The organism is Aquisphaera insulae (assembly GCF_011064615.1).
Taxonomy (GTDB): Bacteria; Planctomycetota; Planctomycetia; order Isosphaerales; family Isosphaeraceae; genus Aquisphaera; species Aquisphaera insulae.
In genome coordinates, this window is the sequence record NZ_JAALJH010000068.1 from 15870 (window position 1) to 38509 (window position 22640).

Here is a 22640-nt window from a genome sequence, read left to right on the forward strand (position 1 = left end):
CCTCACCTGCCCTTGTTGAGCTGGTCGTAGTAGGCGCGAATGTGCTTCTCGACGTTGCGCGGAATCTTCTGATTGGAGAGGGCATCGGCGGCGTTGGCGGTGGCGGCATCGGTCTCACCCTGGATCTCGATGACGCTATGGCCCTTGACGGTCTTGCTCGGCTGGGAAAGGCCCTGGAGCACGGCCTTGCCCTTCTGGATCTGCTGCTGGACCTTGGTCGTGTAGGTTGACGTCTCGTCCTGGGCTTCCGGCCTGTCTCCGGCACCGCGGCCCCGGGCCAGGCCGTTGCCCATGCCGCGGCGATTGCTGTCCATGCCGGGCATGCCGCTGTCGTTCTGGCCGAGCTGGTTCATCCCCTGACCGTCCATGCCGTCCTTGGCGTCCTGGATGTCCGCCATCGTGCTCTCGAGCGACTGCATCTCCTCGAGCTGCTTCGCCATGCTCTCGAGCTGCTGCTGGCTCATCCCCAGGGATTCGGCGGCCTGCTTCATGTCCCCTTTCTTGAGGGCCTCCTGCGCCTTGCCCAGCTTCGAGGCGAGCTGCGAAAGCTGCTGGAGGCCCTTCGCCTGCTCCTTGAGCTTCTCCATCTCGCGCTCGTGCTGCTCCTTGCTCAGGCCGCCGTTCTTGAGGGCCTCGTCGAGCTGCTTCTTGCGGGCCTCCATGTTGGCGGCGTCCTTGAGCTTCCTGGCCATCTCGCCGAGCTGCTGCTCCAGGGCCTTCTTCTCGGCCTGGGACATCTCCCCCTTCTGGAGCTTCTCCTGGAGCTGCTTGATTTGCTCCTCGGCCTTCTTGAAGTCCCCCCTGGCCAGGTCCTTGGCGAGCTGGTCGGCCGGGCCGTTCTCGGCCATCTCCTTGAGCTGCTGGAGCTGTCGGTTCACCTGGTCGGGGCTGCCGAGCTGCTTCTGCCGCTCCTTGAGGGCGTCGGTCAGCTTGTTCATGGCGACCAGCATCTTGTCCTTCTGGGCGGGGGGGGCCTTGGCGATGTCCTCGGCGTTCTTCTGGATCTGGGCGAGGAGCTTGTCGGCTTCGGGGAACTTCTCTTTGTCGATCGCCTGCCGCTGGCTGGAGATCTTCTTGGTGAGGGCTTCGGTCTTCTTCGCCAGCGCCTTGCTCTCGATCTGCGTCTCCGACTTGGCGACCGCGGTCCGCTCCACCCAGGTGGGGAGGAAGAGGACGGCGACCGCCAGCGTCGCCGGGATCAAGACGACCCAGGCCCGGCGAGGGATCCGCGGGCCGAACTGCGATGTCACGTCGAGGGCCGAGAGCCTTCGCCGGGCATCGGCCATCAAGGCGCGGCCGGCAGGCGTATCTCGGAGCTCGGCCGGCAACGTCATCGCCGTGCTCAGCCGTTCATTGAGCTGGAACACATGGTCGATCGCCACCGCGGCGTCGAGGCGGTTTGGGCCGGTGAACACCGCCACCAGGGCCGCGATGAAGAGCCCGACCCCGGAGGCGACGACGAATGGCATCCACTCGGGCCCGGGGATCGCGCGGTTGAACAGCTTGCTCGCCGCCAGGACGACCACGACCAAGACCAGGGCCGCGGTCAGGGTCCAGACGAAGCTCGCCAGGAACCGCTGCAGGCGGAGCCGCCGAAAGACCTGCGCCACCGGCTTTTCCAGCTCGCGCATCGTGTTCACCTCCAAGCCATGACGCTCCAGACCGCAAGAGAGGCTCCGACGAACGTCGTAAGGGAAGTCTATCGGCCGAGGCGAGGCAATTCAAGGTTCGTCGCGACGGCGACCGGGGCGGGCGGGACGGCGACCCGACAATTTTCCCAACTTTCCCGGATTGGTCGCCGGGTAGGTCGCACTAAGCTGGGTAGAGCTGTTGACCAGGGAGAGGGCAAGCGAACATGGCCGGGCTCGAACGTTCGGAACTCCTGACCCAGATCCATCGCCTCTACCGGGACGGCACGTCGGCCTTCGAGAGCGACGGCCAGTTGCTGGACCGCTACCTGACGATGGGGGACGAATCCGCGTTCGAGACGATCGTCGACCGGCACGGGCCGCTCGTGCTCTCGCTCTGCCGGCGGTTCCTCAGGGACCGCTGCGACGTCGAGGACGCGTTTCAGGCCACTTTCCTGATCCTGGCCCGCAAGGCGTCGTCGATTCGGAACCGCCCGGCGCTTTCGAGCTGGCTCTACGGTGTGGCCTGCAAGGTCGCGATCCGGGCCCGGGGCGAGATGTTCCGCCGTCGCGAGCGGGAGGCGACGGGCCTGGACGTGGATCCGGTCGCGAGCTCGCGGCCGGATGCCGACGACCTCGGACCGGCGATCGACGAGGAGCTGAGCCGATTGCCGGAGAAGTTCCGCGCCCCGATCGTCCTCTGCTATCTCAAGGAACAGACCCATGACCAGGCGGCGGCCGAGCTGCGCTGGCCGGTGGGGACGGTCCGCAGCCGGCTCGCCCGCGGCCGGTCGCTGCTTCGGGACCGGCTGATCCGCCGCGGCTGCTCGCCCGTGGCGAGCCTGATCGGCCTGGCCCCGGGCGGGCTGCTCGGTCGATTCACGATCCCGGTTCCCGCCCCCCTGATCGCGTCGACGGTGGCGGCGGCCGCACGATTCGCCGCCGCGGCGGGTTCGTCGGCGCGGCCGTTTCTGTTTTCTTTCCTGACCTCGACGTCGACCCCAACCGGGTCGGCCACGACCCTTGCCCAGGGAGTCCTCGCGACGATGACGTTCACACCGATCAAGCTGGTCGCCGCCGGCCTTACCGCCGGCGTGCTCGTGGGGGGCCTCGGGACCGGGGCCTACACACTTCGCCCGGCCGCGGCCGGGCAGCAGAAGGCTGGGGCGCCCGTGCCGATCCCGAGGCCCGAGCCGGAGAAGGCTGACTCGGTCAGGCCCGAGGAGACGCTTCCACCTCCCACAATACTGCCACAGTCCGAGCCGCTCACGCCCCGCAGCGATCCCCGTCCCCAGATGCCGCCGCAGGCCAATGCGCCGACACCGCGGAGCGATCCCCGTTTCGTGGTGAATGATCCCGGAATCGACGCGCGTCTGACCGCACTCGAGCGGAAGCTCGACCTGCTGCTCGAGCGGCTTCCACGGCCGGATGCACCGCCGCTGAACGAAGTCCCTGCACTCAGGGGAAACAGGCCGATCACCTCGCCTCAGCCTCTGGAAGGTCCCGCGGCGGACAACGAGCCAGCTCTTTCGCGGATTGCACCCGACGTGCCGGAACTGGAAGAGAGGCTTCCCAGGGCTCAACGTTCCGATCCTTCGCTTAGTACCGTGCGGTTGCCGAATCCAGAATCACCCGCCCAGGTCCAAGGGGGGGCGAGGCAGCCCACGCGAGTCCGCGCTCCTTCCATGGTTGAAGAGTCCCCGAGTAACTTGGCGCCGAGCATGGAGCCGCAGGCAGCGAGCCGGTCGCCATTCGAGCAGGACGCACCGGCCAGTATGAGACCAGCCGGGACCGTTCAGAGTGATCGGGACACGTGGCCTCGCACATCTCCATCAACGTCGTTCCGCGAGATCGAGGCGGCGATCCGAAACGGCCTCGCCGAGATCCACCGATGCAAGCAACTCTATTTACAAGGAAGCATCTCGGCGAAGGAATGCGAGGCACCGGCGGAGCAGGTTCAGATCCTGCTCGGTCGCCTTCGCGGTATCCAGGAGGAGCTCGGCGAGCAGGCGGAGCAGCAGGGAATTGAGATCCGGCGTGCTCAATCTGAGCTTGATCTGGTCAGGGCGGAGCAGAAAGCCGCAGAAGCGCCCGTTTCCAAGAATCAAAGACTGCTCAAGCTCAACGGGCCAGGGATGGTGAGCACGGAGGACGCCGCCAGGGCCGAATCCGAGCTGGCCGCCGCGACGGCTCGCGTGGAGATCCGTCAGGCGTCCCTGGCCGCGGCTCAGCTTCGATCCAAACAGATCGGCGCTCGCGTCGACGCCGTGCGAGCCATCCTCAATTCGGCAGAGAAGCAGTTGAATGAGGCGCCGGGGATGCCCCGTGCGACTCCCGGTGACCGTCCGACTCGTTGAGTCCGGGCTGTCTCCACGACGCTGGCCCGCTCGCTCACCTGACCATCCGGCTGATCTCCTTGAACTCCGGCCGATCGGCCGTCTCCAGCCACTCGAAGAGGACGGCCTCGGTGGTGGAGACGGTCGCCCCGGCATGCTCGAGGCGGCGGAGGCAGAATTCCCAGTCGAGCCGACGCCGCGAGCCGACGGCGTCGGCCGGGACCTGGACGCGGAAGCCGCCGTCGAGGAGCTCGAGGGCGGTCTGTGCGACGCAGACGTGGGCCTCGACGCCCGCCAGCGTGACGTGCTGGATTTCCCGTGTCCGGAGCTGATCCATAAACCGCGGCACGGCGCAGCAATGGAATGTCAGCTTCGCCGGACGATCGGCGATGAGTGCGGCCAGCGACGGCACGGTCGGGCCCAGCCCCTTGGGGTACTGCTCGGTTGCCCAGATCGGCACGCCGAGGAGGCCGGCGCCGCGGACGAGTCGCTCGACCTGCCCGATCAGGGCGTCTCGCTCCGGCATCGCGGCCAGGAGCTTCTCCTGCATATCGACCACGAGGAGACCTCCGTGCCGGGCGGTCAGGCGTTCGGTGGATCGCATGGCGGGAACCTCGGTTGGCGAGTCGATCGATTCGGTCACCCCGAGCCTAATTCCGCCGGCGGCCCCGTTCAATCCGTAGCCGACTCGCCCGAACTGCCGCTCCTTGCCCCGCCCTCGCACGGGCGTTAGGATACTGGCCACGTGCGAATCAGGGCCCCCGCGGCTCGGGGGGAGTGAAAGGGCGAGGGCGAAGGCCCCGGCCCGTCGAAGGGACCCGAAGTGGCCGATAAGCCTCGACTCCTGGTCATCGATCGGGACGCATCGCCGGATGAATCCACGGTCGCCGCACTTGGCGAAGCCTTCGAGGTCGTCACGACGCAGTCCATCTCGCGGGCCCTCGGCCTGCTCCGCGAGTCCACGTTCGCCGGCGTCTACGTCGATGCCGCGCAGCTCGCCGCCGTCCGCTGGGTCGGCATGATCCTCCAGGCGGAGGAGATCCTCGACGCCATCTCCGACGGGGTCGCGGTGGTGGATGCCGACCTGAGGATCACCTGGGCCAATCCCGAGTTCCTGCAACTGGTCGAGCCCGGTGCCGACGTGATCGGCACGCGGTTCTTCCAGGCGCTCCCGGATTCCGAAATCCTCGGCCCGGACCCTAGCCCCTTCACCAGCGCGGTGGGCTCGCGAGAGCCCGCCAGCACCGGCCTGAAGATCGGCGGCGGTCGATATTTCCGGATCACCGTCACGCCCGTCTTCGACGCCGCCGGCTCGCTCTCCCACCTGATCGTCCTGACCCGCGAGATCACCGACGAGACCCAGCAGCAGCTCAAGGTCAACGCCATCGCCAAGGCCGGCGACGAGCTCGCCGACCTGACCCCCGAAGAGCTCGCCCAGATGAGCGCGGAGGAGCGGACCGACCTCCTCAAGTTCAACATCGCCCGCCACATGAAGGACCTGATGGGCCTCGACTTCCTCGAGATCCGGCTCCTCGACCGCAAGACGGGCGAACTGCTTCCCCTCCTGAGCGAGGGGATGTCCCCCACCGCCGCCAACCGGGAGTTGCTGGCGCGCAAGGAAGGCCACGGCGTGACCGGCCTGGTCGCCGCGACCGGCCAGAGCTACGTCTGCCCGGACACGACCAAGGATCCGATCTACATCGAGGGGGCGGCCAACGCGCGGAGCTCCCTGACCGTGCCGCTGGTCTACCACGGCAACGTGGTCGGCACGCTCAACGTGGAGAGCCCGCAACCGAACAACTTCGACGATCGCGATCGCCAGTTCCTGGAAATCTACGGCCGGAACATCGCGGCCGCGCTCAATACCCTGGAGCTCCTCCAGGCCGAGAAGCAGAGCGCGGCCTCGGCCTCCGTCCAGGCGATCAGCATGGAGGTCGCGCTGCCGCTCGACGACATCATCAGCGACGCGACCACGGTCCTGGACCGGTACGCCGGCCATGACGAGGACATCATCGCCCGCCTCCGTCATCTGCTCTACCGGGCCAGGGAGATCCGGGGCCTCATCACCAAGGTCGGATCGGCGATCGCCCCCGCGACCGCCCGCAAGGCGACCGCCGCGGCCTCGCGCCTGGGAGATCGGAGGATCCTCGTCGTGGACGCGGACGAGGCGATCCGCCGCTCCGCCCACCACCTGCTCGGCGAGGAAGGGGCCGAGGTGGAGACGGCCCGCGACGGCCACGAGGCGATCGCCATGACCCGCCAGGCCCCCTACGCGGCCATCCTCGTCGACATCCGGCTGCCGGACATGGACGGCTACGAGATCTACCACCGCCTCCGCGAGATCCATCCCGAGACCCCCGTCATCCTCATGACGGGCTTCGGCTACGACCCCACCCACTCGATCGTCAAGGCCCGCCAGGAAGGGCTCCAGACCATCCTCTACAAGCCCTTCCGCGCCAACCGGCTGATGGAGGCCGTGGAGCAGGCGCTACGCTCGGGAATCCAGGCATCCGGCGAGCCGCCCGCCGCGGGCCGATCGACTCAGACGTAAACACGTCGGTTGTAGATGTACCACTCCAGCAGCAGCACCGCGAGCATCACCAGGGCGAACGTCTTCCACCAGTCCTGCTTCCGCGCCTCGACCTGCCTGGTGGTCTCGACGGGATTGTAGCCGATCTTGATCCGGTACTTCTCCGCCTGGGCCTCGGGCGTCCCGTCGGGGACGAGGCCCCGGGTCGCGAGGTCGCTCTCGCGGGGATCGAAGAGGTTGACCGCGAACGGGAGGAGGCCGTCGGGCTGCCAGCGGGCGTGATACAGGCCCGTGCGATCGGCCTTGTTGTAGACGTAGGTCCCCTGGGGGGACCTCGACAGGCGCTCGGTGGACTTGCCGTCGGCGGAGGTCACCGTGATCTCCTTCCCCGGCGCCTCGGCCCGGAGGGGGATCGGCCGGCCCGGCGAGCGGGACGGCTCGCCGGCGACGTCGCGGGTGTTGCCCAGCCCCTGGACGCCATTCAGGAGGAACATCGGGAAGCTGATGTTCCGGAACCAGGTCGTATTCGGCTTGCCGGCGTCGAGGAGCGGGAAGAGCACGACGGTGTCGGTGTACCCCTCGCGCGGGACCGTGAAGGCCAGCGGGCCCTTGTTGCTCTCGATCAGGGTCGTCGAGCCGGGAGGGGGATCGACGAGGCTCGCCTTCGCCACGAAGACGAGCCCGAGGTCCCGGACGTACTGCATCAGCGGATGGCCGATGTTCCAGTCGAGGATCACGGGCTGCTCGACGGCCCGGGGCTTGTCGTAGGCGGCGCCCGGCGGCAGCGAGCCGAAGTAGAGCGCGTTCGCCTCGGGGGGGGCGTCGGGGCGGAATCCGTCGTAGATGACCATGTCGAATCGGCCGCCGCGAAGCTCGCGGCGGAGCGAATCGCCGCGGGCTTCCTCGGGCGACGCGATCCGGATGTCCGCCATCGCCTGGGCCGTCGGGGTGGTGAAGGCGTCCAGGAGGTAGCGGTTCCCCTCCGTGACGACCAGGACCTGGGCCTTGCGGGCGTTGCCCACGATCGCGAAGGCCCGGTTGTCCACGTCGAGGGCGTCCTTGACCGGGAGGCTCACCTCGAACTCGGCGAGGCCCGGGTCGGGGATGTCGAACTTGAACGCCTGGTCGCTGCCGGCCGGGATCTTCAGGGCCACGGCGTCGACCAGGTCCCCCTCCGCGCCCGGACGATCGGCGGAATGGCGGATGAGCCGGGCCTCGGTCTCGACGTCCACTTCGCGATGGTTGTGGATCCGGCCGAAGAGCTGGAAGACGTCCGGCCGTTCCTCGTTGGTCCCGGCCTGGAGGGCGACGATCGCCACGTTGTCGGAGGGATGGCTCGCCTTCGGCTTCTCCGGCTCCGCGGCCTCGGGCGTCGCGGGCGCCGGAGCATGGGGAGGCGGCGGCGGGCCGATGATCACGAGCTCGGGCTCGAGGTTCCCCAGGCTGAAGCCCTCGACGTCGGGGAACCCGCCGTCGGTGTAGATGAAGAGCTTCGGCGTCGCCGGCGCCATCGTGGCCACGACGCCCTCGCCGATCTGCTTCGAGGGATTGGCGAGCCCGGCGGCGACCTGGAGGGCCTCGCGGAGCGACGTCGTGGATTGCGTCGGTGCGATCGAGTCGATCCGATTCAGGAGCGCCCGCTTGTCTCCGGTGTAGAGCGAGACGACGCGGGCCGTCTCCGCGAACGAGATCACCATGGCAAGGTCGTCGCCCCCCATGGCGTTCACGACGTCGCGTGCCTTCGCCTTGGCGGCGTCGAGCCGGCTGGGAGGGGTGTCGGTCGCGGCCATGCTGGCCGAGTTGTCGATCATCAGGACGAATCGCTGGCTCTGGCCGCCGCTCCCCCACGTCCGCAGGCCGACCAGCGCGAGCATCGCCAGCGCCACGGCCAGGAGCTGGAGGAAGAGGAGAAGATTGCGGCGGAGCCGCTGGAAGAGGCTGTTGACGTGGAGGTCTTCCAGGCTCTTCCTCCAGAGGAGCGTGCTCGGCACGACGACCGGCCGCCGGCGGAGCTTGAGGAAATAGAGGGCGATGATCCCCACCGGGACGCCCGCCAGGACGAACCACCGGGCAAGGCCCAGCGGCGAGGTCAGCTCCATGGCCCCGCCCAGCGACCCGAATCGATTGAGGGCGTCCCCGAACATGCCGCGTCTCCCAGGCCGCGCCTCGGCGCGGAGCCCGCCTCAGAGGTCGTTCTCACGCCCGAACTCGCCGCCCCGCTCGCCCTTCCGCCGCGCGACCATCATGAACAGGATGTACGCCACGACCACGCTCGCGACGCCGAAGAAGATCCAGGGACTCGTGACCGACCAGCCGCTCATTTCACCAGCCCCCGCTCTCTCAGGTAATTGAGGACGAGCCGGTCGAAGGGGACCGCATTCGTCGTGAAGATGTAGGTGATGCCGCGTCGCGTGCACCACTCCTTCAGGTCGCCGATGAAGGCGTTCAGGTTGTCCTTGTAACGCTTCAGGAGCGGGGCGCTCATCGTGATCTCGGTGATCTCGTCGTCCTCGGAGTCCACCAGGCGAAGGTCGCCGACGAGCTCCGGCTCCACTTCCTCCCGGCTGAGGAGGTGGATCACGAAGATGTCCATGTTGCGGGCGAGCAGGTAGCGGAGCGCATCCTCATACCCGTGCTTGTCCAGGAAGTCGGAGATGACCACCACGATCCCCTTGCCGGGGTGGCGGATGGCGAACTCGCGTGCGGCCGCCTTCAGGTCGCTCTCCCCGGACGGGACGAGTCGTTCCAGGTACTCGATGATCCGCCACATCTGCGACCGCCCGCGGAGGCTCGGGATGCCGCGGTCGAGCCGGCTGGCGAATCCATCCAGGATGACGCGGTCGTGGTTCACGAGGCCGATGAAGGCGAGCGCCGCGGCCACCTGCTTGCCGTAGCGGAGCTTCGTCGGCGTGCCGAAGTTCATCGACAGGCTGGTGTCCAGGAGCGTGTAGACGTGGAGGTCTTCCTCCTCGAGGAAGAGCTTGAGGAAGAGCCGGTCGAGCCGGGCGTAGACGTTCCAGTCGATGTGCCGGAGGTCGTCGCCCGCCGAGTAATTGCGATGCTCGGCGAATTCCACCGAGGTCCCTCGCCGCTTGCTCTTCCGCTCCCCTTTCATCCGGCCGACGATGATCTTCCGGCTGACGAGCTCGAGCTGCTCGAGCTTGTGGAGGAATTCGGGATCGAGCAGCGGGCCCGAACCCCCGGCGGGCCCGTCGGCGGTCGCCGGCGGGTTGGCCATGGCGGCCCGGGCGGCGGCGAGCGGATCGGCTGTGCTCATCGGGTGACCTCGCCGGGCGCTCAGGAAAGGTGGTCGTAGATCCAGAAGAGGGACAGGATGAAGCCGACGGCCACGCTCAGCCCCACCATCCAGGGCATCAGGGCGGCCAGGAAGATCGTCCCGCGGAGCCGGAGGCTCACCGGGGGGCATCGGTTCAGGAACCCGACGGTCGTGAGCCAGCTCTCGATGACCACGAGCGCACCGACGGCCGCCGCGATGAACGCCAGCAACGGCTCGTCGCGCCACGCCAGGAAGGCGACGCCGAAGAGGACCGCGCACAACCCCGCCAGGGCGAGCGCGTCCCCTCGAGAGAGGCTCAGTCGCTCCTCCCTGGGCGGTTCCCAGTCGATCTCGGGTCGTGGTGTCGGGTCGTAGATGTCGTGCATGGTCGGGATTCGAGGTTGAGGGACACTCGCGAATCGGAGGACTCAGGCCACGGCAACCGGCCTCGACTCGGCCTTCTCCGGGACGGTTTCGAGCACCTTGAGCAGGACCTCGTCGGGCTCGATCCCCTCCGCCTGGGCCTCGAAGTTGAGCAGGACGCGATGCCGGAGCGACGGGAGGTAGACCCGCCTCAGGTCCTCGAACGATACATTGTACCGGCCGTCGAGCAGGGCGCGCACCTTGGCCGCGAGGACCAGCGTCTGGACGCCTCGAGGGCTTGACCCCCAGCGGATGTACTGGTTCGTGGCCGCCGCGGCGAACGGGCCCCGCGGGTGGGTCGCCAGGGCGAGGCGGATCGCATAGTCCTGGACGTGAGGCGCGACCAGGACCTCGCGGACGAGCTCCTGGAACCGGAGCAGGGTCTCCCCGTCCATCACCTTCTCTGCCTTGGGCCGTTCTCCTCGCGTGGTGCGATCCAGGATCGTGGCCAGCTCGTCGCGCGTCGAGTAGCCGACCACCAGCTTGAAGAGGAAGCGGTCGAGCTGGGCCTCTGGCAAGGGATAGGTCCCCTCCTGCTCGATCGGGTTCTGCGTCGCCATGACGAAGAACGGCTCCTTCAGCCGGTGGATGGTCCCGCCGACCGTGACCGAGTGCTCCTGCATGGCCTCCAGGAGCGCCGACTGGGTCTTGGGCGTGGCCCGGTTGATCTCATCCGCCAAGACGATCTGCGAGAAGATCGGGCCCCTCTGGAACTGGAAGCTGCGGCGGCCGTCCGGGCCCTCCATCACGACGTTGGTGCCGACGATGTCCGCCGGCATCAGGTCCGGGGTGAACTGGATCCGGTTGAAGTCCAGCGAGAGGGCATCGGCGAGCGTCCGCACCAGCAGGGTCTTGCCCAGGCCCGGCACCCCCTCCAGGAGGGCGTGTCCGCCGATGAAGAGGCAGGTCAGGACCCCGTGGACGATCTCGTCATGGCCCACGATGACCTTGGAGATCTCCGCCTTCACCTGGTTGTAGCGGGCCCGGAAATCCTCGGCACGGGCTTCCATCGAGTCGGGCGAGGCGTCGGCCATCGCGGGTTCCTTTCGGGGGATGAGGCGGTGTTCGTGGCGTTGATCGAGGCCTGCCCGGGTCGACTTCACCGAGGCGGGCCCTTGTCCTTGTCCTTCTCTTTGTCCTTCTCGCGCTCCTCCCAGACGCGCTGCTTGGCCTTGAGCAGCCGGTTGGTGTAGCCGGCCTCATCGGCCTTCCGGGCCTCCGGGGCGAGGCCGCCCCCGGCCGCGCCGGACGGCCCCGTGGGCGGGGCAGGGCGGGGCCGATCGGCGGGATCTCGGCCTTCCAGGAGGGGCTCGTCGACGGGCCGGGAGCCCGACTCGGGCGGGGCGGGAGCGTCGAAGCGGGAGGCGAACCGGGGGCGGTCGAGCTGCTCGCCGACCTCGGCCTTGCGGCTGCGGAGTTTCTCCATGTAGTCGCTCGCCGGGGCGGGCTCCAGGCCCCGGAGCTTCCTCCAGCGATCGGAGATGGTCCGTCGAATCCGGTCCGTATCCGGCGCGATCCGGCGGACCGCGACGTCGGCCAGGAAGAGGCAGGCCGCCAGCCAGAGGAGCGTGGGCCAGAGCGCCGCGAACGATCGCGGATTGACGAGCCCCGGGTCGCGGCGGAAGTGGTCCGCGGCGTCCGCGGTCCGACCCGGGTCGACGCGGCCGTCGGCCGAGGTCTTCCAGCGGACGACTTCGCCGTCGGTCAGGCTCGCGAGATTCTCGAGGGTCGTGGGATTGGACCTCAGCTCGCGGTACTCGTCGGAGTACGGGACCGAGACGCCCGACGAGATCACGCCGTGCGAGTTCTCCGGCCCCTGATATCCGAGGTTGACGAAGTAGTTGCCGGACGCCTCCGCGTTCTCCACCGTCGCCTCGTATCGGCCGGGGGCCGTCTGGACGAGCTCCACGGGTGAGGGCTTCAGCTCGGGATCGACGACGTTCCCCTGGATCCGGAGGAAATTGAGGAACTGGCTATCCTTGTCGAGCGCATCGACCACGATCCGGATCCGACCTTCCTCGCGGCGGACCGAGAGCGACAGGTTGCCGTGATCGGCCGGCCTCATGGACCAGCGGACGACCTGCGACCAGAATGCCGCGTAGCTGGGCCAGTCCGGCCAGGCCTTGGCCCAGCGCCGGCCGGCGTCCGACGTGAACGCGACCGACCGACCCAGCCCGTAGGTCCAGTGGGCCAGGACCGGATTCACCTGCCCGGCGGGCAGCGGTGAGACCAGCGGAGTCTCGACGAGCTCGTTCTCCTTGGGAGACGTCAGGACCAGCCCGGAGATCCCCGGCAGGTCGTCGCCGATCCGCGAAACCAGCTCGCTGGTGGCGCTGTTCAGCCGCGGGGCCCATGGCGTCGGCTGTTCGAAGATGAGCGGCCGGGAGATCGTCCGGGCTTCCTTCTGGTAGATCCGCGGCAGCGCCCTCGGGTTGGTGACGTTGTAGAAGCGGCCCTTGGTCCGCAGGGCGAGGTTCCGCATCACGCTCTGCGCACCCGGGTCGTTGCCGTGGGCGGCGGTCAGCACGGCCGTGACGGTGATCTTGCTCTGGATGAGCTGGTTGATGACGCTGCTCGTGGGGGGAGTCGGGTCGCCGTCGGAGATGATCACGATGTGCTTGGACATGGCGTCGCGGACGCCGTTGAGCCCCCGCATGGCCATGACGAGCGAAGGGTCGAAGTCCGGCATGTCTCCGGGCGTCATCCGGTCGATCGCCCGGAGCATCGTCCCCCGTCCCGTCCCGATCGGCCGAAGGGTGAACAACCAGGCTTCCTGGCCTTCCCAGTGCAGCATCCCCGTGTAGTCGTACGTCGAGAGTGCATTGATCGCGGCCTTGGCGACGACCTTCTGCCAGTAGTTCCCCTCGGGGATCTCGCTGGCGTGCATGACCAGGACCATCGCGCCGATGCCCTGGACCTTGAGGGCCTTGATCTGCATGTCCACCGGCAGGGCCTTCTCCACCGGGGTGTTCATCCAGCCCCCGGCGCCGAAGCTGTCGCGCCCCCCGAGCATGATCAGCCCCGCCCCCATCTCGTGGCAGTTGGAGGCGAGGAGCTGATGCTGCGCCTCGGTGAACGACTCCTTGGGGACGTTCGCCAGGATCACCGCGTCGTAAGGCTGGAGCTGGGCCAGGTCCGTGGGGATCGGGTCGCCCCCCACGTCGCCGCCGCCGTCCACCCGGGGCGCGTTCAGGACCTTGACCTCGATCTCCTTCTCGCGGAGGGCCTTGACGAGCTCGGCGTGCTCGTCCTTCGTCCCCTCGATGAGCAGGACCTGGGCCTTGCCGCGGGCGTGGGTGAATCCCTCCGCCTGGTTGTTCACCGTCTTGCGGTCGCCGCTCTCCTCGCCCGGGACGAAGACGGCCTGGAAGGTGTAGAAGTTCGGCTCGGTGATGAGCTGCTTGAGCGTGAAGACGTTCACCCCCCGCTCGAGCTCGACCGGGACCGGCTTCTCGTTCCCCGCGGCCGGCACCGAGGACCTGCCCGTCTTCTGGAAGATCTGCAGCGTCCCGCGGGTGGGCTCGCTGGCCCGGACCACGACGTTGATGTTGACCGTCTCCCCCTTCTTCACGTCGGGGGGGATGGAGACCTTCTCGACGAGCACCTCGCTCTCGTATCGGTACTCGATCGGCAGGACGTCCACCTGCACTCCCAGCCCCTTGGCGGCCAGCGCCTGCTCCAGCAGGTTGCCCCGGTTCTCGTTGCCGTCGGAGAGGACCACGACCCGGCGGGCCGTGTCTTCGGGGAAGGTGGCGAGGGCCAGCTTGAGGGCGGCGCCGGGGTCGGAATTCTCCGGATCGATGGTGCTCTCGACCCCCAGCAGGTTCAGCTCGCTGGGTGCGGGGGGGACCTCGACGCGCGGGGTCTTGCCGAAGACGAGGACCCCGGTCAGGTCATCCTTCCGGCGCTTCCGGGATGCGTCCGTGACGTACTCGATGGCGGCCTTCTGCTGCTCGCGGGGGACGCTGTTGGAGGCGTCGATCACGAACATCGTGGTCAGGCGGTCCGACCGCCGGACGGACTGAAGCTCCGCCAGTGCCAGCACGACCAGCGCGATCACCGCCGACCGGAGCAGGATCGCGAGCGCCCGCCGCGCGGGGCCCAGGCCGGACAGGCTCCGGTAGCTCATCCAGGCCAGGGGCGGCAGGATGAGCGGCAGCAGGATGAGCCACCAGGGCTGGCCGAAGGTGAGCGACGTGTTACCGAACATCGCCTTCGTCGCCTCCCGCCCGCGCCGGATTCCGTCGTGGAGTTCGTGCCCGCCTCACATCCGGAACCTCTGCACGCGGTGGTTGTTGGAGTCGATCACCGAGACCTCGCCGCCGCTATCCACCGCCAGGGCCCAGGGGTTGTTCAGCTCGCCCGGCCCCCGGCCGGAGTGCCCCCACGTCCCCATCGGCCGGCCGTCCAGGGTGAACTTCTGGACGCGATGATTGCCGTACTCGCAGACGTAGAGCATCCGGTCCGGGCCGATGGCCAGGTCATAAGGATAGCTCATCTGGCCGGGCTCCGCGCCCCGAGAGCCCCAAAGACGAAGAAGCTTCCCCTCGGTGTCGAAGACCTGGATCCGGTGGTTGCAGCTATCGGCGACGTAGAGCTGCTCGTTTTCGTCCATCGCCAGGGCCCTCGGGCGGAGGAACTCGCCCGGCTCGTAGCCATGACCGCCCCACTGGCGGAGCCATTCCCCCTCGGGTGAAAAGACCTGGATCCGGTCGTTCTCGCCGTACTCGGAGACGTAGAAGTTCCCGGCCCGATCGATCACCACGTCGGTCGGATAGCCGAACCGACCGGGGGTGGTCCCCTGGACCCCGTCGCCGATCTGGAAGAGGATCTCGCCCGCCTGCGAATAGACGAGCACCCGGTAGAAATGCGTGTCCGCCACCAGCAGCCGGCCCAGGCGGTCGATCGTCAGCCCGCTCGGCCCGTCGACGTTGAAGTCGGGCGTCCTCCACCCGCGAATATACCGGCCGTCGCGGCTGAAGACCTGGATCCGGTCCGTCAGGTCGGCCAGGTAGAGCTCGTCGCGATCGTCGAATGCGGCGACCCGGGGCTTGTGCAGCCAGCCGGGCTTCGTGCCGTGGATCCCCCAGACCAGGTCCGGCGTCGACCGCTCGCCGGCCCCGCAACCGAAGGCCGAGGCGGCGGCGACGACCATGACGACGGCCGCGATGTGCGGTCCCGGTCGAGCCCTGCTCCGTCGGTTCACTCGGGAAACCCCCGCCGGGGGACCTCGAAGCGTGCACCCAAGGCCCCGGCCGCAACCCGGCGGAACCGGCACTCGCGAAAGGGCGAGCCGCCGACTAGAATCTACTGGCGAGCGATCCTCTGACGCAAGTCCTAGGTGTCGGCTCGAGTGTTTCTCCGCGAGGGCTGATCCCGATGGCCGAATGGCATGCCGCCTGCGCGGGGGACGAGCTGGACGAGGGGCGCCCCGCGTTCCGCGAGGTGGCCGGGCTGAGGCTCGCGCTGCTGCGTTGCGGGGAGGGGATCGTCGCCCTCTCGGATCGTTGCCCGCACGCCGGGGGCTCGCTCGCGGCGGGTTGGATGGAAGGCGGCGAGCTCGTGTGTCCTCTCCACCGCTGGCGGTTCCGAGTCTCCGACGGCCGATGCACCACGATCCGCGGCCAGTCGGTCCATCGGTTCCCGGCGGAGCGGCGGGGCGATGAGGTCTGGGTCCTTGTCTGATTTTCGTGGGGGAGGCGACCTGATGGCCACCGAGGAAGAGAAGAAGCACGCGTACAAGGCCTTCAAGAAGCGCCTGAAGCTGATGCGACTGGACGATCAGTCCGGCCTCAGCCCCGGCAGCAAGACCTCGAAGATCGGCGGCATCACCCCGCCCCCCGGCCATCCCCCCGGCATCTGGGACGAGCTGGCCAGGGACGGAAAGCTCAAGAAGGAAGGGCACGGGATCTACTCGATGGCGAACGAGATCCAGCCCAGATCGTGAGCGGCCCGCGATGAACCCCATCGAGATCCGGGAGATTCGCCCGAGTGAGATCACCGACGCCGCTTCCGTGATCGCCCGCGCCATGGCAGGAAATCCGAATCATGTGAGGGATTTCGGCCCCGATCCCGGGTTGCGGCTGCGACGCTGCGAGCGGTTCTACGGGGCCGTCCTGCCCATGATTCGGGACCACGGGCTGGTCCTGGGGGCCTATCGCGACGGGAGTTTCCTCGGGGGCCTGGGCGCGAGCCTGCCGGGCCATTGCGAGGTCCCCCCGGCCGTCCAGTTGCGGCTCGCGGCTCGATTCCTCGCCGGGCTCGGGGTCCGTTCGACCGTGGGCCTGGTCCGCTGGATGAAGGCCCGAGAGGCCTACGATCCGATGGAGCCGCACTGGCACGTCGGCCCCGTCGCCGTGGAGCCGACCTGGCAGGGCCGCGGCGTGGGTTCCGCCCTGCTGAGCGACTTCAGGGATCGGATCGGCGTCGGTCGGCCCGCCTTCCCGTGCTTCCTGGAGACCGAATCCGAGCGAAACGTCCGGCTCTACGAGCGGTTCGGCTTCACCACGATCCGCGAGCTCGATGTCCTCGGAGTACGGACCTGGGCCATGATCGCCGATCGACCGGAGGGCCGTCCGGTCGAATCGGCCGGATCGTCCCCGCCGACGATCAAAGCCACACCTTGAGCCGACCCCGGAGCGAGTCCGGCAGGCGGCGGTCGATGGTCCGCTGGATCTGGTCGGGGTGGAGGCGGGTGCTGAAGTGCGAGGCGATGATGACCTCGTTCTCGAACCGATCCGCCCGCGCCACGATGTCGTCCAGGTGGGTATGCCCGTACTTGTGGATGAGCGCCGGCCGCTCGTTGGGGGCGACGAAGGTGATCTCCATGATCAGGATCTCGGCGCGGTAGACCTCCGGCAGGACGTCGAGCCCGGCGGGGGCGGAGTCGCCCAGGTAGGCGACCTTGGGGATCCGGATCTCCGCGGAGACCTCCACGCCGGAGAGCCGCAGGTCCCGGATCTGGTCGCCGGTCAGGTCGTGGTACTCGGGCTTCAGCTTCCTCCGACGCTCCCAGACCAGGAAGCCCAGCGACGGGATCGTGTGCTTGGTGGGGAACGCCTTCACGACCAGCTCGCGGGAGAGTTCGATCTCGTCGCCGGCCCGGACCGGAATCAGGTCCGCGGCCATTCGCCCGCGGTCGAGCCGCTGCATGGCGCGAAGCAGCATCTGGACCCCTTCCATCGCCTCCTCGGGCAAATAGATTCGGGGCGGCTCCATCTTGAGCATCCGGCGACGAGCGATCAGCACGGGCAGGGCTGCGATGTGGTCGAGGTGAGAATGGCTCACGAACCAGTTGGGCGTGGTCATGAAGGACCAGGGCTGCGCGCCCAGGTCGAAGCCGATCTTCAGCTCCGGCACCCGCCAGTAGGTTTGCACGGCCGCACGCGAATACCCCTCGATGGTCAGTCCCCTGTGCGCGAGAGATCGGACCGGCGCGTTGTCCACCGGATGGTCGAGCGATTCCACGGACGATTCCAGTTCGGTCGCCAAGCGATCTCTCCTGCACAGACTGAAAACCACGTAACCCTGCGACGGAAGAGTCCGTCGTACTTGCGGGAACCCTACATTATAATGGGGAAACCCATCCCGGCGATACGGCACAGGTTTCCTCCAGCGTGCCGCCGCCGGGTCCCTTCGGGGGCCGTCGGACGACCTCGAGCGAGGCCCGATCCGGCGGCTCCCGACCGAGAAGCGACGCTGGCAAGTTACAGACCCGCACCACCGCCTTGATGTTCGGCGGGCCGAGCCCGAGACCCATCGAGATCGGGGCCCCGCCACGGGCTGAGTGCCCCGACGCCGGTCCCGGCAATCAGGTTGCAGCGGGGTCTGGTGCAGGCCGTCTCGAGGGGAGATTGGCCCCAAGGAGCAAGCAGAGGAGAATCTGCCCTGTCCACCTCAAGCTCCAGACCGGGAACAGGACCGATTTGCCGGTTGCAGCCACGCAGACACAGCACGCAACGGCCAGCCAGATGACGAGGATCAGGCGATCACGCCGGGGGGTCGTCCTCAGCCGGTCGCAGCCGCGGCGTACCCAGTCCGAGGCCATGAACGACAGGACCACGCCCGCGGCGGTTGCCAGCAGGTAGGCCGGTGCCGACCCGATCGGCGGCGCGATGACATCAAGGAGGTCTCGGTACAGGTAGTGGATGGGGACGATCGCCAGGCTCCGGATGCCGCTCAGTGTGAAACGATCCAGGATCGATGCTCGGCCGAGCAGCAGCGAGGCGGCCAGGCTCAGCCCGAGGAAGGCGAGGCTGAGGAGGAAGAACGCGATCGACATGGTGCCGTAGCGAAACAGCACCCCGCCCTTGGCGAAGATGTAAGCGGCGGGTGCCCCCATGACAACGGCCCACGAGAGGATCGCCATCATCGCCCGCGTCGGATTCTGAGTCAGCCACGGCCTTTGTCGGGCAGCGAGCCTCCCGGTCGCGTAACCCAATAGAGGGTAGACCAGCCAGGGTGAAGGAGAATACGAGAAGCCGGTCAGGGACGTGACGCCGAGCCAGAATCCCAGCCCTGTGCCCGGCTCGCCCATCTTCGACTTCCAGAGGGGCCCGAGCACGAACCGGACCGAGAAATCGAGGACGCAGAGAAGGATCGCGAGCTTGCCACTGTGTCGCCGGCCGCGGACGAACTCGAGCAGGAGCATGCTCAGCGCGATGAACCCCAGGAAATCAAGCCCGATCACCCGGCCCGGCCAGAGCCACATCAGGGAATCGGCGACCAGCAGGATGCCGATCTTCGGCAGGACTTGCGACCAGGATCGGGGCCTCCGGGCCTCGGACTGGACCCCATATCCAAGGCCCGTGATCGTGAAGAACATCACGGGCGCCATGCTGCCCAGGAACGCCATCCAGCCGACGAAGCTCGAGGTCTCCACCGCAGGACAGTGGACCGCGATATGGTTCGCGATCATGAGGAACGCGGCCCAGCCGCGGAGGAGATCCAGTTCCTTCCAGTTGGAGTCGGACCGACTCTCGTCGCGATTGATCCTCGGAGGAGGGGCTTCGAGCGTGGCTGTCTTCTCGATCGATGGCATAGCGTGTCGGGCGCCGGGGATTGTCCGCTGGGTTGTCCGACGATTCGCGACGGCCGCGCCCTCTCGCCGACAAGGACGTCACTTCGTCGGAAGTCGAGGCACAAGTGTAGCTGGGGCCCGTGGCCGGCGGCAACGGCGGTCGTTCTCGATTGCCTGGAGCGGCGCCGGCTCCGGACCTGGCCCCGATTTGCCGGCCTGGTTAGAATCTCGGCTGGACGAATCTCTGCCCTGGAGGGACGGCGCATGCGTCGCCTGAACGTACTCTCTCTCACCGCCGGCCTGATCATCGGCATCGCCCTCACGCTCCACTGGCCCCTTCGCGCCCAGCCGGAGCCCGGGGGTTCGAGCAAGGCGTCATCCGGCTCGCCGGCCTCGATCCAGGACGCGTTGCTCAGGCCCTACGACTTCCGTTTCTCCAAGCCGACCACGCTTGCGGAAGTGGCCGCCAGGCTGTCGCAGGATCTGGGCGGTCCCGTGGTCCTCGATCTTGCGGCCCTGGACCGCCTGGAGATCAAGCCCCAGGACACCGTCCAGCTCGACCTCCGTGGCGTCCGGCTCAAGACCGGCCTCAAGCTCCTGCTCGATCAGCGCTCGCTGACCTACCGGACCGTGCCGGAAGACAACCTCATGATCCTCACGGACCGAGAAGGCTCCGATGATCCGGTCGAGCGCCTGGGCCAGGTGGTGCGCGAGCTGCACCGAGACGTCCACGACGTCCAGGACGGGGTGGACGAGCTTCGCGACCTCTTGAGCGATCCCTCGGAGGAAGGGGCACGCCTCCGCAAGCCGACGATCATCGAGGAGCTGCCCGAGCATCCCAGTGCGAAGCCCGACAAGGATGAGCCAGCCCCCGCCAGGTCCAGGGATGCCGATCCCGAGCTCGAGGCGAAGCCGAAGCTGCCCAAGGTCCCCGCGGGCCATCCGCGACGTCGGGCCTGATGGAGCCGCATCGATCCGATTCGCCCCCAAGAACCGAGCCGCCGAATGCAGCCAGGCCCAGAAGATCGATCGAACGTGGATTCCGGACCCGTCGGCCCGGGCCGCCCCAACATGCCCGGCCGCCGCGCCTGGCTCGAGGATCCGCGATCGTTCGTCCTGATCGTCCTCGGCTCGATCACGATCCTCGGCATCGCCTGGAAGCTGCTGCTGGCGTGGAGGACCAGGCGGGGAGTGGCCCGCCTGCTGGAGGCGGACGTCACACCGGAGGAGGTCGCGGCCGCGGCCGGATTCCAGCGGGCCGGCCTGATGGAGCTTTTCCGGATCATGGGAGATCCCGCCTCGTTGCTCGGCCCGGCCCATCGGGAAGCCGCCGCGACGGCCATCGCCACCCTCTGGGCCGAGGATCAGCTCGTCTCCGAGGAGGAGCAGGGATTCGTCCGCCGCGGCTATGCGGTCAACTGGAAAGCCCGCCGCCGTTATCCCCGGGCGCTGGGCGGTCCGCTCCCGATCGCGGTCGAATACGGCGTGCCGGCACTCCGCCCGTCGGGACCGGGCGTGCGGCCGGACAACCTCGAGTGGTCCCACCGCGTCCTCGGTGCACATCGGGCCTCGCTCGAGCAATGGTCCCCCTGGGTCGCCGGCCCGGGACGCCTTGCGTTCGAGATCATGCCGGGCGATTTCGAGGGGATCGGGCCACATCGCCTCGTCCTGGAGACGCGGGTTCGGACTCGCGGACTGACCACGCCGTGGGAGATCGAGCTGCCCAAGGTGCCGTTCCCGATCGAGCTCGACCCGCGGCTCGAACCGGGCTCGATGCTCGCCGCCCCCGATGAAGCCCACGGCCGCGCCATGACGGCGGGACTGACCCTGGAACCGGCCCCGAGCGACGGATCCGAAGCCCTCTCGATCCTCCCCCTGAATCAATCGCTCGGCATCCGAAATCCGCCGGTTCTGCGGATCCGACGTCCGCTGCCGCGCGATCTGGCGCACCGGATACGGATCCAGCTCGAGGGTATTGAGGGCACCGTCGCGGCCGGGAGCGTCGTCCTGAGCGGCCACGGGGCCGACACGATGACGGTCCCGATCGGGGCCCTGGGCGATCCGGGGGGCCTGACCATCGATCGCCCCGGCATGATCCGGGCGCGTGCCGTCCTGGAGCCCGATGAAAGCCTGGGCTGGTCGGACCCGGATCTCCGATCGGTCTGGCCGGGGATCCTCGAAACCGAATGGCAAACGCTGGAAATCATCCGGATCTGACGGCCTCACGGCGCCTCAAGGGGGCGACCCGGTTGGATACCGGGCGGCCGCCAGCCGGGCGGCGACCCGGACGGCCTCGATCAGGCTGGACGGATCCGCGAGCCCCTTCCAGGCGATGTCGAAGGCGGTCCCGTGGGCGACGCTGGTCCGGATGATCGGCAGGCCAAGGGTCACGTTGACCGCGCGGCGGAAGCCGGCGGTCTTGAGCGCGATGTGCCCCTGGTCGTGATACATCGCGACGACGGCGTCATAGGCGCCGGCGAGCGCCTTCGGATACAGGGTGTCGTTCGGGAACGGGCCGTGGACGTCGATCCCCTCCCCGCGCGTTCGCTTCACGGCCGGCGCGATGATCCGGATCTCCTCATCGCCGAAGAGGCCGTTCTCGCCGGCGTGGGGGTTCAATGACGAGGCGGCCACGCGCGGGGCCTGGCCGCGCGTGAGGGGGCGCATGGCCCGATCGGCCAGGCGGATCTTCTCGGCCACGGCGTCCGTCGTGAGCAGGTCGAAGACCTGTCGGAGGGCCACGTGGAGCGTGACGTGAACGACCCCGAGGCCCGGCCTGCCGCGCGTGTGCTGTTCCCCGTTCTCTTCCCCCTTCGACGACGCGAGGAAGAGCATCATGGCGTGCTCCTTCACGCCGCAACGCTCCGCGAGGATCTCCGTGTGCCCGGGATGTCGGACCCCCGCCAGGCGGAGCGACTCCTTGTTCAGCGGCAGGGTGACGATGGCATCGATCCGCCCGCCGAGTGCATCATCGATGGCGAGGTTGAGGAATTCATGGGCGGCGAAACCGGCCCGGCGGTCGACCCGGCCCGCGAGCACATCCGCGAGCGTGCCCGCCTTCAGCAGGGCAGGGGGGGTGAGGCAAGGGATCCGCTCCGCGTGAGGTTCGGCCTCGCCGGGATCGGAGATCGTCGCGACTTCGGCCGTCGCGCCGACGAGCGCGATCGCCCGTCGCATCACGCCGGGATCGCCGATGACCAGGGGGGCGCAAAGGCGGTGGAGCACCGGGTCGGACCAGGCTCGCGCGATCACCTCGGGGCCGATTCCCGCGACGTCCCCCATCGTGAGCGCGACCCTCGGGCGGTCTGCGGCTGCGGACATGTTCGATCTCACCTCGCAAGTGGACGACCCGCGTCGGGAGCGGTAATTGACTCCATACATGCGCAGCGTCCTGCGTCGACGGCAAGTCTCAATCTGGAACAATTCG

The 22640-nt window shown here is 68.3% G+C and carries 19 protein-coding genes; 7 read left to right on the forward strand and 12 right to left on the reverse strand.

Translation table 11 applies throughout. The features are described 5' to 3' along the window. Positions 1-2 precede the first annotated feature (2 nt). Positions 3-1631: a hypothetical protein gene (locus tag G6O54_RS26930; RefSeq protein ID WP_165230314.1), complete on the reverse strand. Its 1629-nt coding sequence runs from the start codon at positions 1629-1631 to the stop codon at positions 3-5. 224 nt (positions 1632-1855) lie between these two features. On the opposite strand from G6O54_RS26930, the gene G6O54_RS26935 reads away from it, so the two are divergent. After that, positions 1856-3985 carry a sigma-70 family RNA polymerase sigma factor gene (locus G6O54_RS26935; RefSeq protein ID WP_165230317.1) on the forward strand — a complete coding sequence of 710 codons (2130 nt, stop codon included), beginning with the start codon at positions 1856-1858 and terminating at the stop codon, positions 3983-3985. A gap of 34 nt (positions 3986-4019) precedes the next feature. Here G6O54_RS26935 and G6O54_RS26940 read toward each other — a convergent pair whose 3' ends face one another. Beyond that, positions 4020-4568 carry an isochorismatase family protein gene (locus tag G6O54_RS26940; RefSeq protein ID WP_165230320.1) on the reverse strand — a complete coding sequence of 183 codons (549 nt, stop codon included), beginning with the start codon at positions 4566-4568 and terminating at the stop codon, positions 4020-4022. Positions 4569-4787: 219 nt separating this feature from the next. Here G6O54_RS26940 and G6O54_RS26945 point away from each other — a divergent pair, with 219 nt between their 5' ends. After that, positions 4788-6515, forward strand: a complete 1728-nt coding sequence (locus G6O54_RS26945) for a response regulator (RefSeq protein WP_165230323.1) — start codon at positions 4788-4790, stop codon at positions 6513-6515. Here G6O54_RS26945 and G6O54_RS26950 read toward each other — a convergent pair. From G6O54_RS26950 to G6O54_RS26980, 7 genes are all read right to left on the reverse strand, one after another. After that, positions 6506-8638 (reverse strand): vWA domain-containing protein, encoded by a 2133-nt coding sequence (locus tag G6O54_RS26950; RefSeq protein ID WP_165230326.1) that lies wholly within the window; start codon positions 8636-8638, stop codon positions 6506-6508. The two genes, G6O54_RS26945 and G6O54_RS26950, sit on opposite strands and share 10 nt — an antisense overlap. 39 nt (positions 8639-8677) lie before the next feature. Continuing rightward, the gene (locus tag G6O54_RS26955) at positions 8678-8815 is read right to left on the reverse strand and encodes a hypothetical protein (protein WP_165230329.1); all 138 of its coding nucleotides are present in this window, start codon (positions 8813-8815) and stop codon (positions 8678-8680) included. Beyond that, positions 8812-9771, reverse strand: coding sequence for a DUF58 domain-containing protein (locus G6O54_RS26960; protein WP_250847110.1), 960 nt, complete (start codon positions 9769-9771; stop codon positions 8812-8814). The genes G6O54_RS26955 and G6O54_RS26960 overlap by 4 nt, the downstream gene beginning before the upstream one ends. A gap of 20 nt (positions 9772-9791) precedes the next feature. Beyond that, a complete protein-coding gene (locus G6O54_RS26965; protein WP_165230332.1) occupies positions 9792-10157 on the reverse strand; it encodes a hypothetical protein in 366 nt (121 codons plus the stop codon). Positions 10158-10199: 42 nt separating this feature from the next. Further along, the gene (locus G6O54_RS26970; RefSeq protein ID WP_165230335.1) at positions 10200-11228 is read right to left on the reverse strand and encodes an AAA family ATPase; all 1029 of its coding nucleotides are present in this window, start codon (positions 11226-11228) and stop codon (positions 10200-10202) included. 65 nt (positions 11229-11293) lie between these two features. Continuing rightward, a complete protein-coding gene (locus tag G6O54_RS26975) occupies positions 11294-14404 on the reverse strand; it encodes a glutamine amidotransferase (protein ID WP_165230338.1) in 3111 nt (1036 codons plus the stop codon). A gap of 54 nt (positions 14405-14458) precedes the next feature. Then, the gene (locus G6O54_RS26980; protein ID WP_250847111.1) at positions 14459-15400 is read right to left on the reverse strand and encodes an NHL repeat-containing protein; all 942 of its coding nucleotides are present in this window, start codon (positions 15398-15400) and stop codon (positions 14459-14461) included. 173 nt (positions 15401-15573) lie between these two features. Between G6O54_RS26980 and G6O54_RS26985 the strand changes: the two genes are divergently transcribed. The 3 genes from G6O54_RS26985 to G6O54_RS26995 are packed head-to-tail and all read left to right on the forward strand — an operon-like array spanning position 15574 to position 16820. Continuing rightward, positions 15574-15879 carry a Rieske (2Fe-2S) protein gene (locus G6O54_RS26985; protein ID WP_165230341.1) on the forward strand — a complete coding sequence of 102 codons (306 nt, stop codon included), beginning with the start codon at positions 15574-15576 and terminating at the stop codon, positions 15877-15879. 22 nt (positions 15880-15901) lie between these two features. Next, positions 15902-16141: a hypothetical protein gene (locus G6O54_RS26990; protein WP_165230344.1), complete on the forward strand. Its 240-nt coding sequence runs from the start codon at positions 15902-15904 to the stop codon at positions 16139-16141. A 10-nt stretch (positions 16142-16151) separates the two neighbouring features. Further along, on the forward strand, positions 16152-16820 hold the full coding sequence (locus G6O54_RS26995; protein WP_165230347.1) for a GNAT family N-acetyltransferase: 669 nt from the start codon (positions 16152-16154) through the stop codon (positions 16818-16820). On the opposite strand, the gene G6O54_RS27000 is transcribed toward G6O54_RS26995, so the two are convergent. Together G6O54_RS27000 and G6O54_RS27005 are read right to left on the reverse strand one after the other, a co-directional pair. After that, positions 16804-17685 (reverse strand): MBL fold metallo-hydrolase, encoded by an 882-nt coding sequence (locus G6O54_RS27000; RefSeq protein WP_165230349.1) that lies wholly within the window; start codon positions 17683-17685, stop codon positions 16804-16806. The genes G6O54_RS26995 and G6O54_RS27000 overlap by 17 nt on opposite strands. 319 nt (positions 17686-18004) lie before the next feature. Continuing rightward, entirely contained in the window at positions 18005-19234 is a 1230-nt protein-coding gene (locus G6O54_RS27005) for a heparan-alpha-glucosaminide N-acetyltransferase domain-containing protein (protein WP_165230350.1), read from the reverse strand. Between the two features lie 243 nt (positions 19235-19477). Between G6O54_RS27005 and G6O54_RS27010 the strand changes: the two genes are divergently transcribed. Beyond that, entirely contained in the window at positions 19478-20173 is a 696-nt protein-coding gene (locus G6O54_RS27010) for a hypothetical protein (RefSeq protein WP_165230352.1), read from the forward strand. A 75-nt stretch (positions 20174-20248) separates the two neighbouring features. Then, positions 20249-21430 carry a hypothetical protein gene (locus tag G6O54_RS27015; protein ID WP_165230354.1) on the forward strand — a complete coding sequence of 394 codons (1182 nt, stop codon included), beginning with the start codon at positions 20249-20251 and terminating at the stop codon, positions 21428-21430. 15 nt (positions 21431-21445) lie between these two features. On the opposite strand, the gene pdxA is transcribed toward G6O54_RS27015, so the two are convergent. After that, positions 21446-22534 (reverse strand): 4-hydroxythreonine-4-phosphate dehydrogenase PdxA, encoded by a 1089-nt coding sequence (pdxA, locus tag G6O54_RS27020; RefSeq protein WP_165230356.1) that lies wholly within the window; start codon positions 22532-22534, stop codon positions 21446-21448. Between the last annotated feature and the right edge of the window lie 106 nt (positions 22535-22640).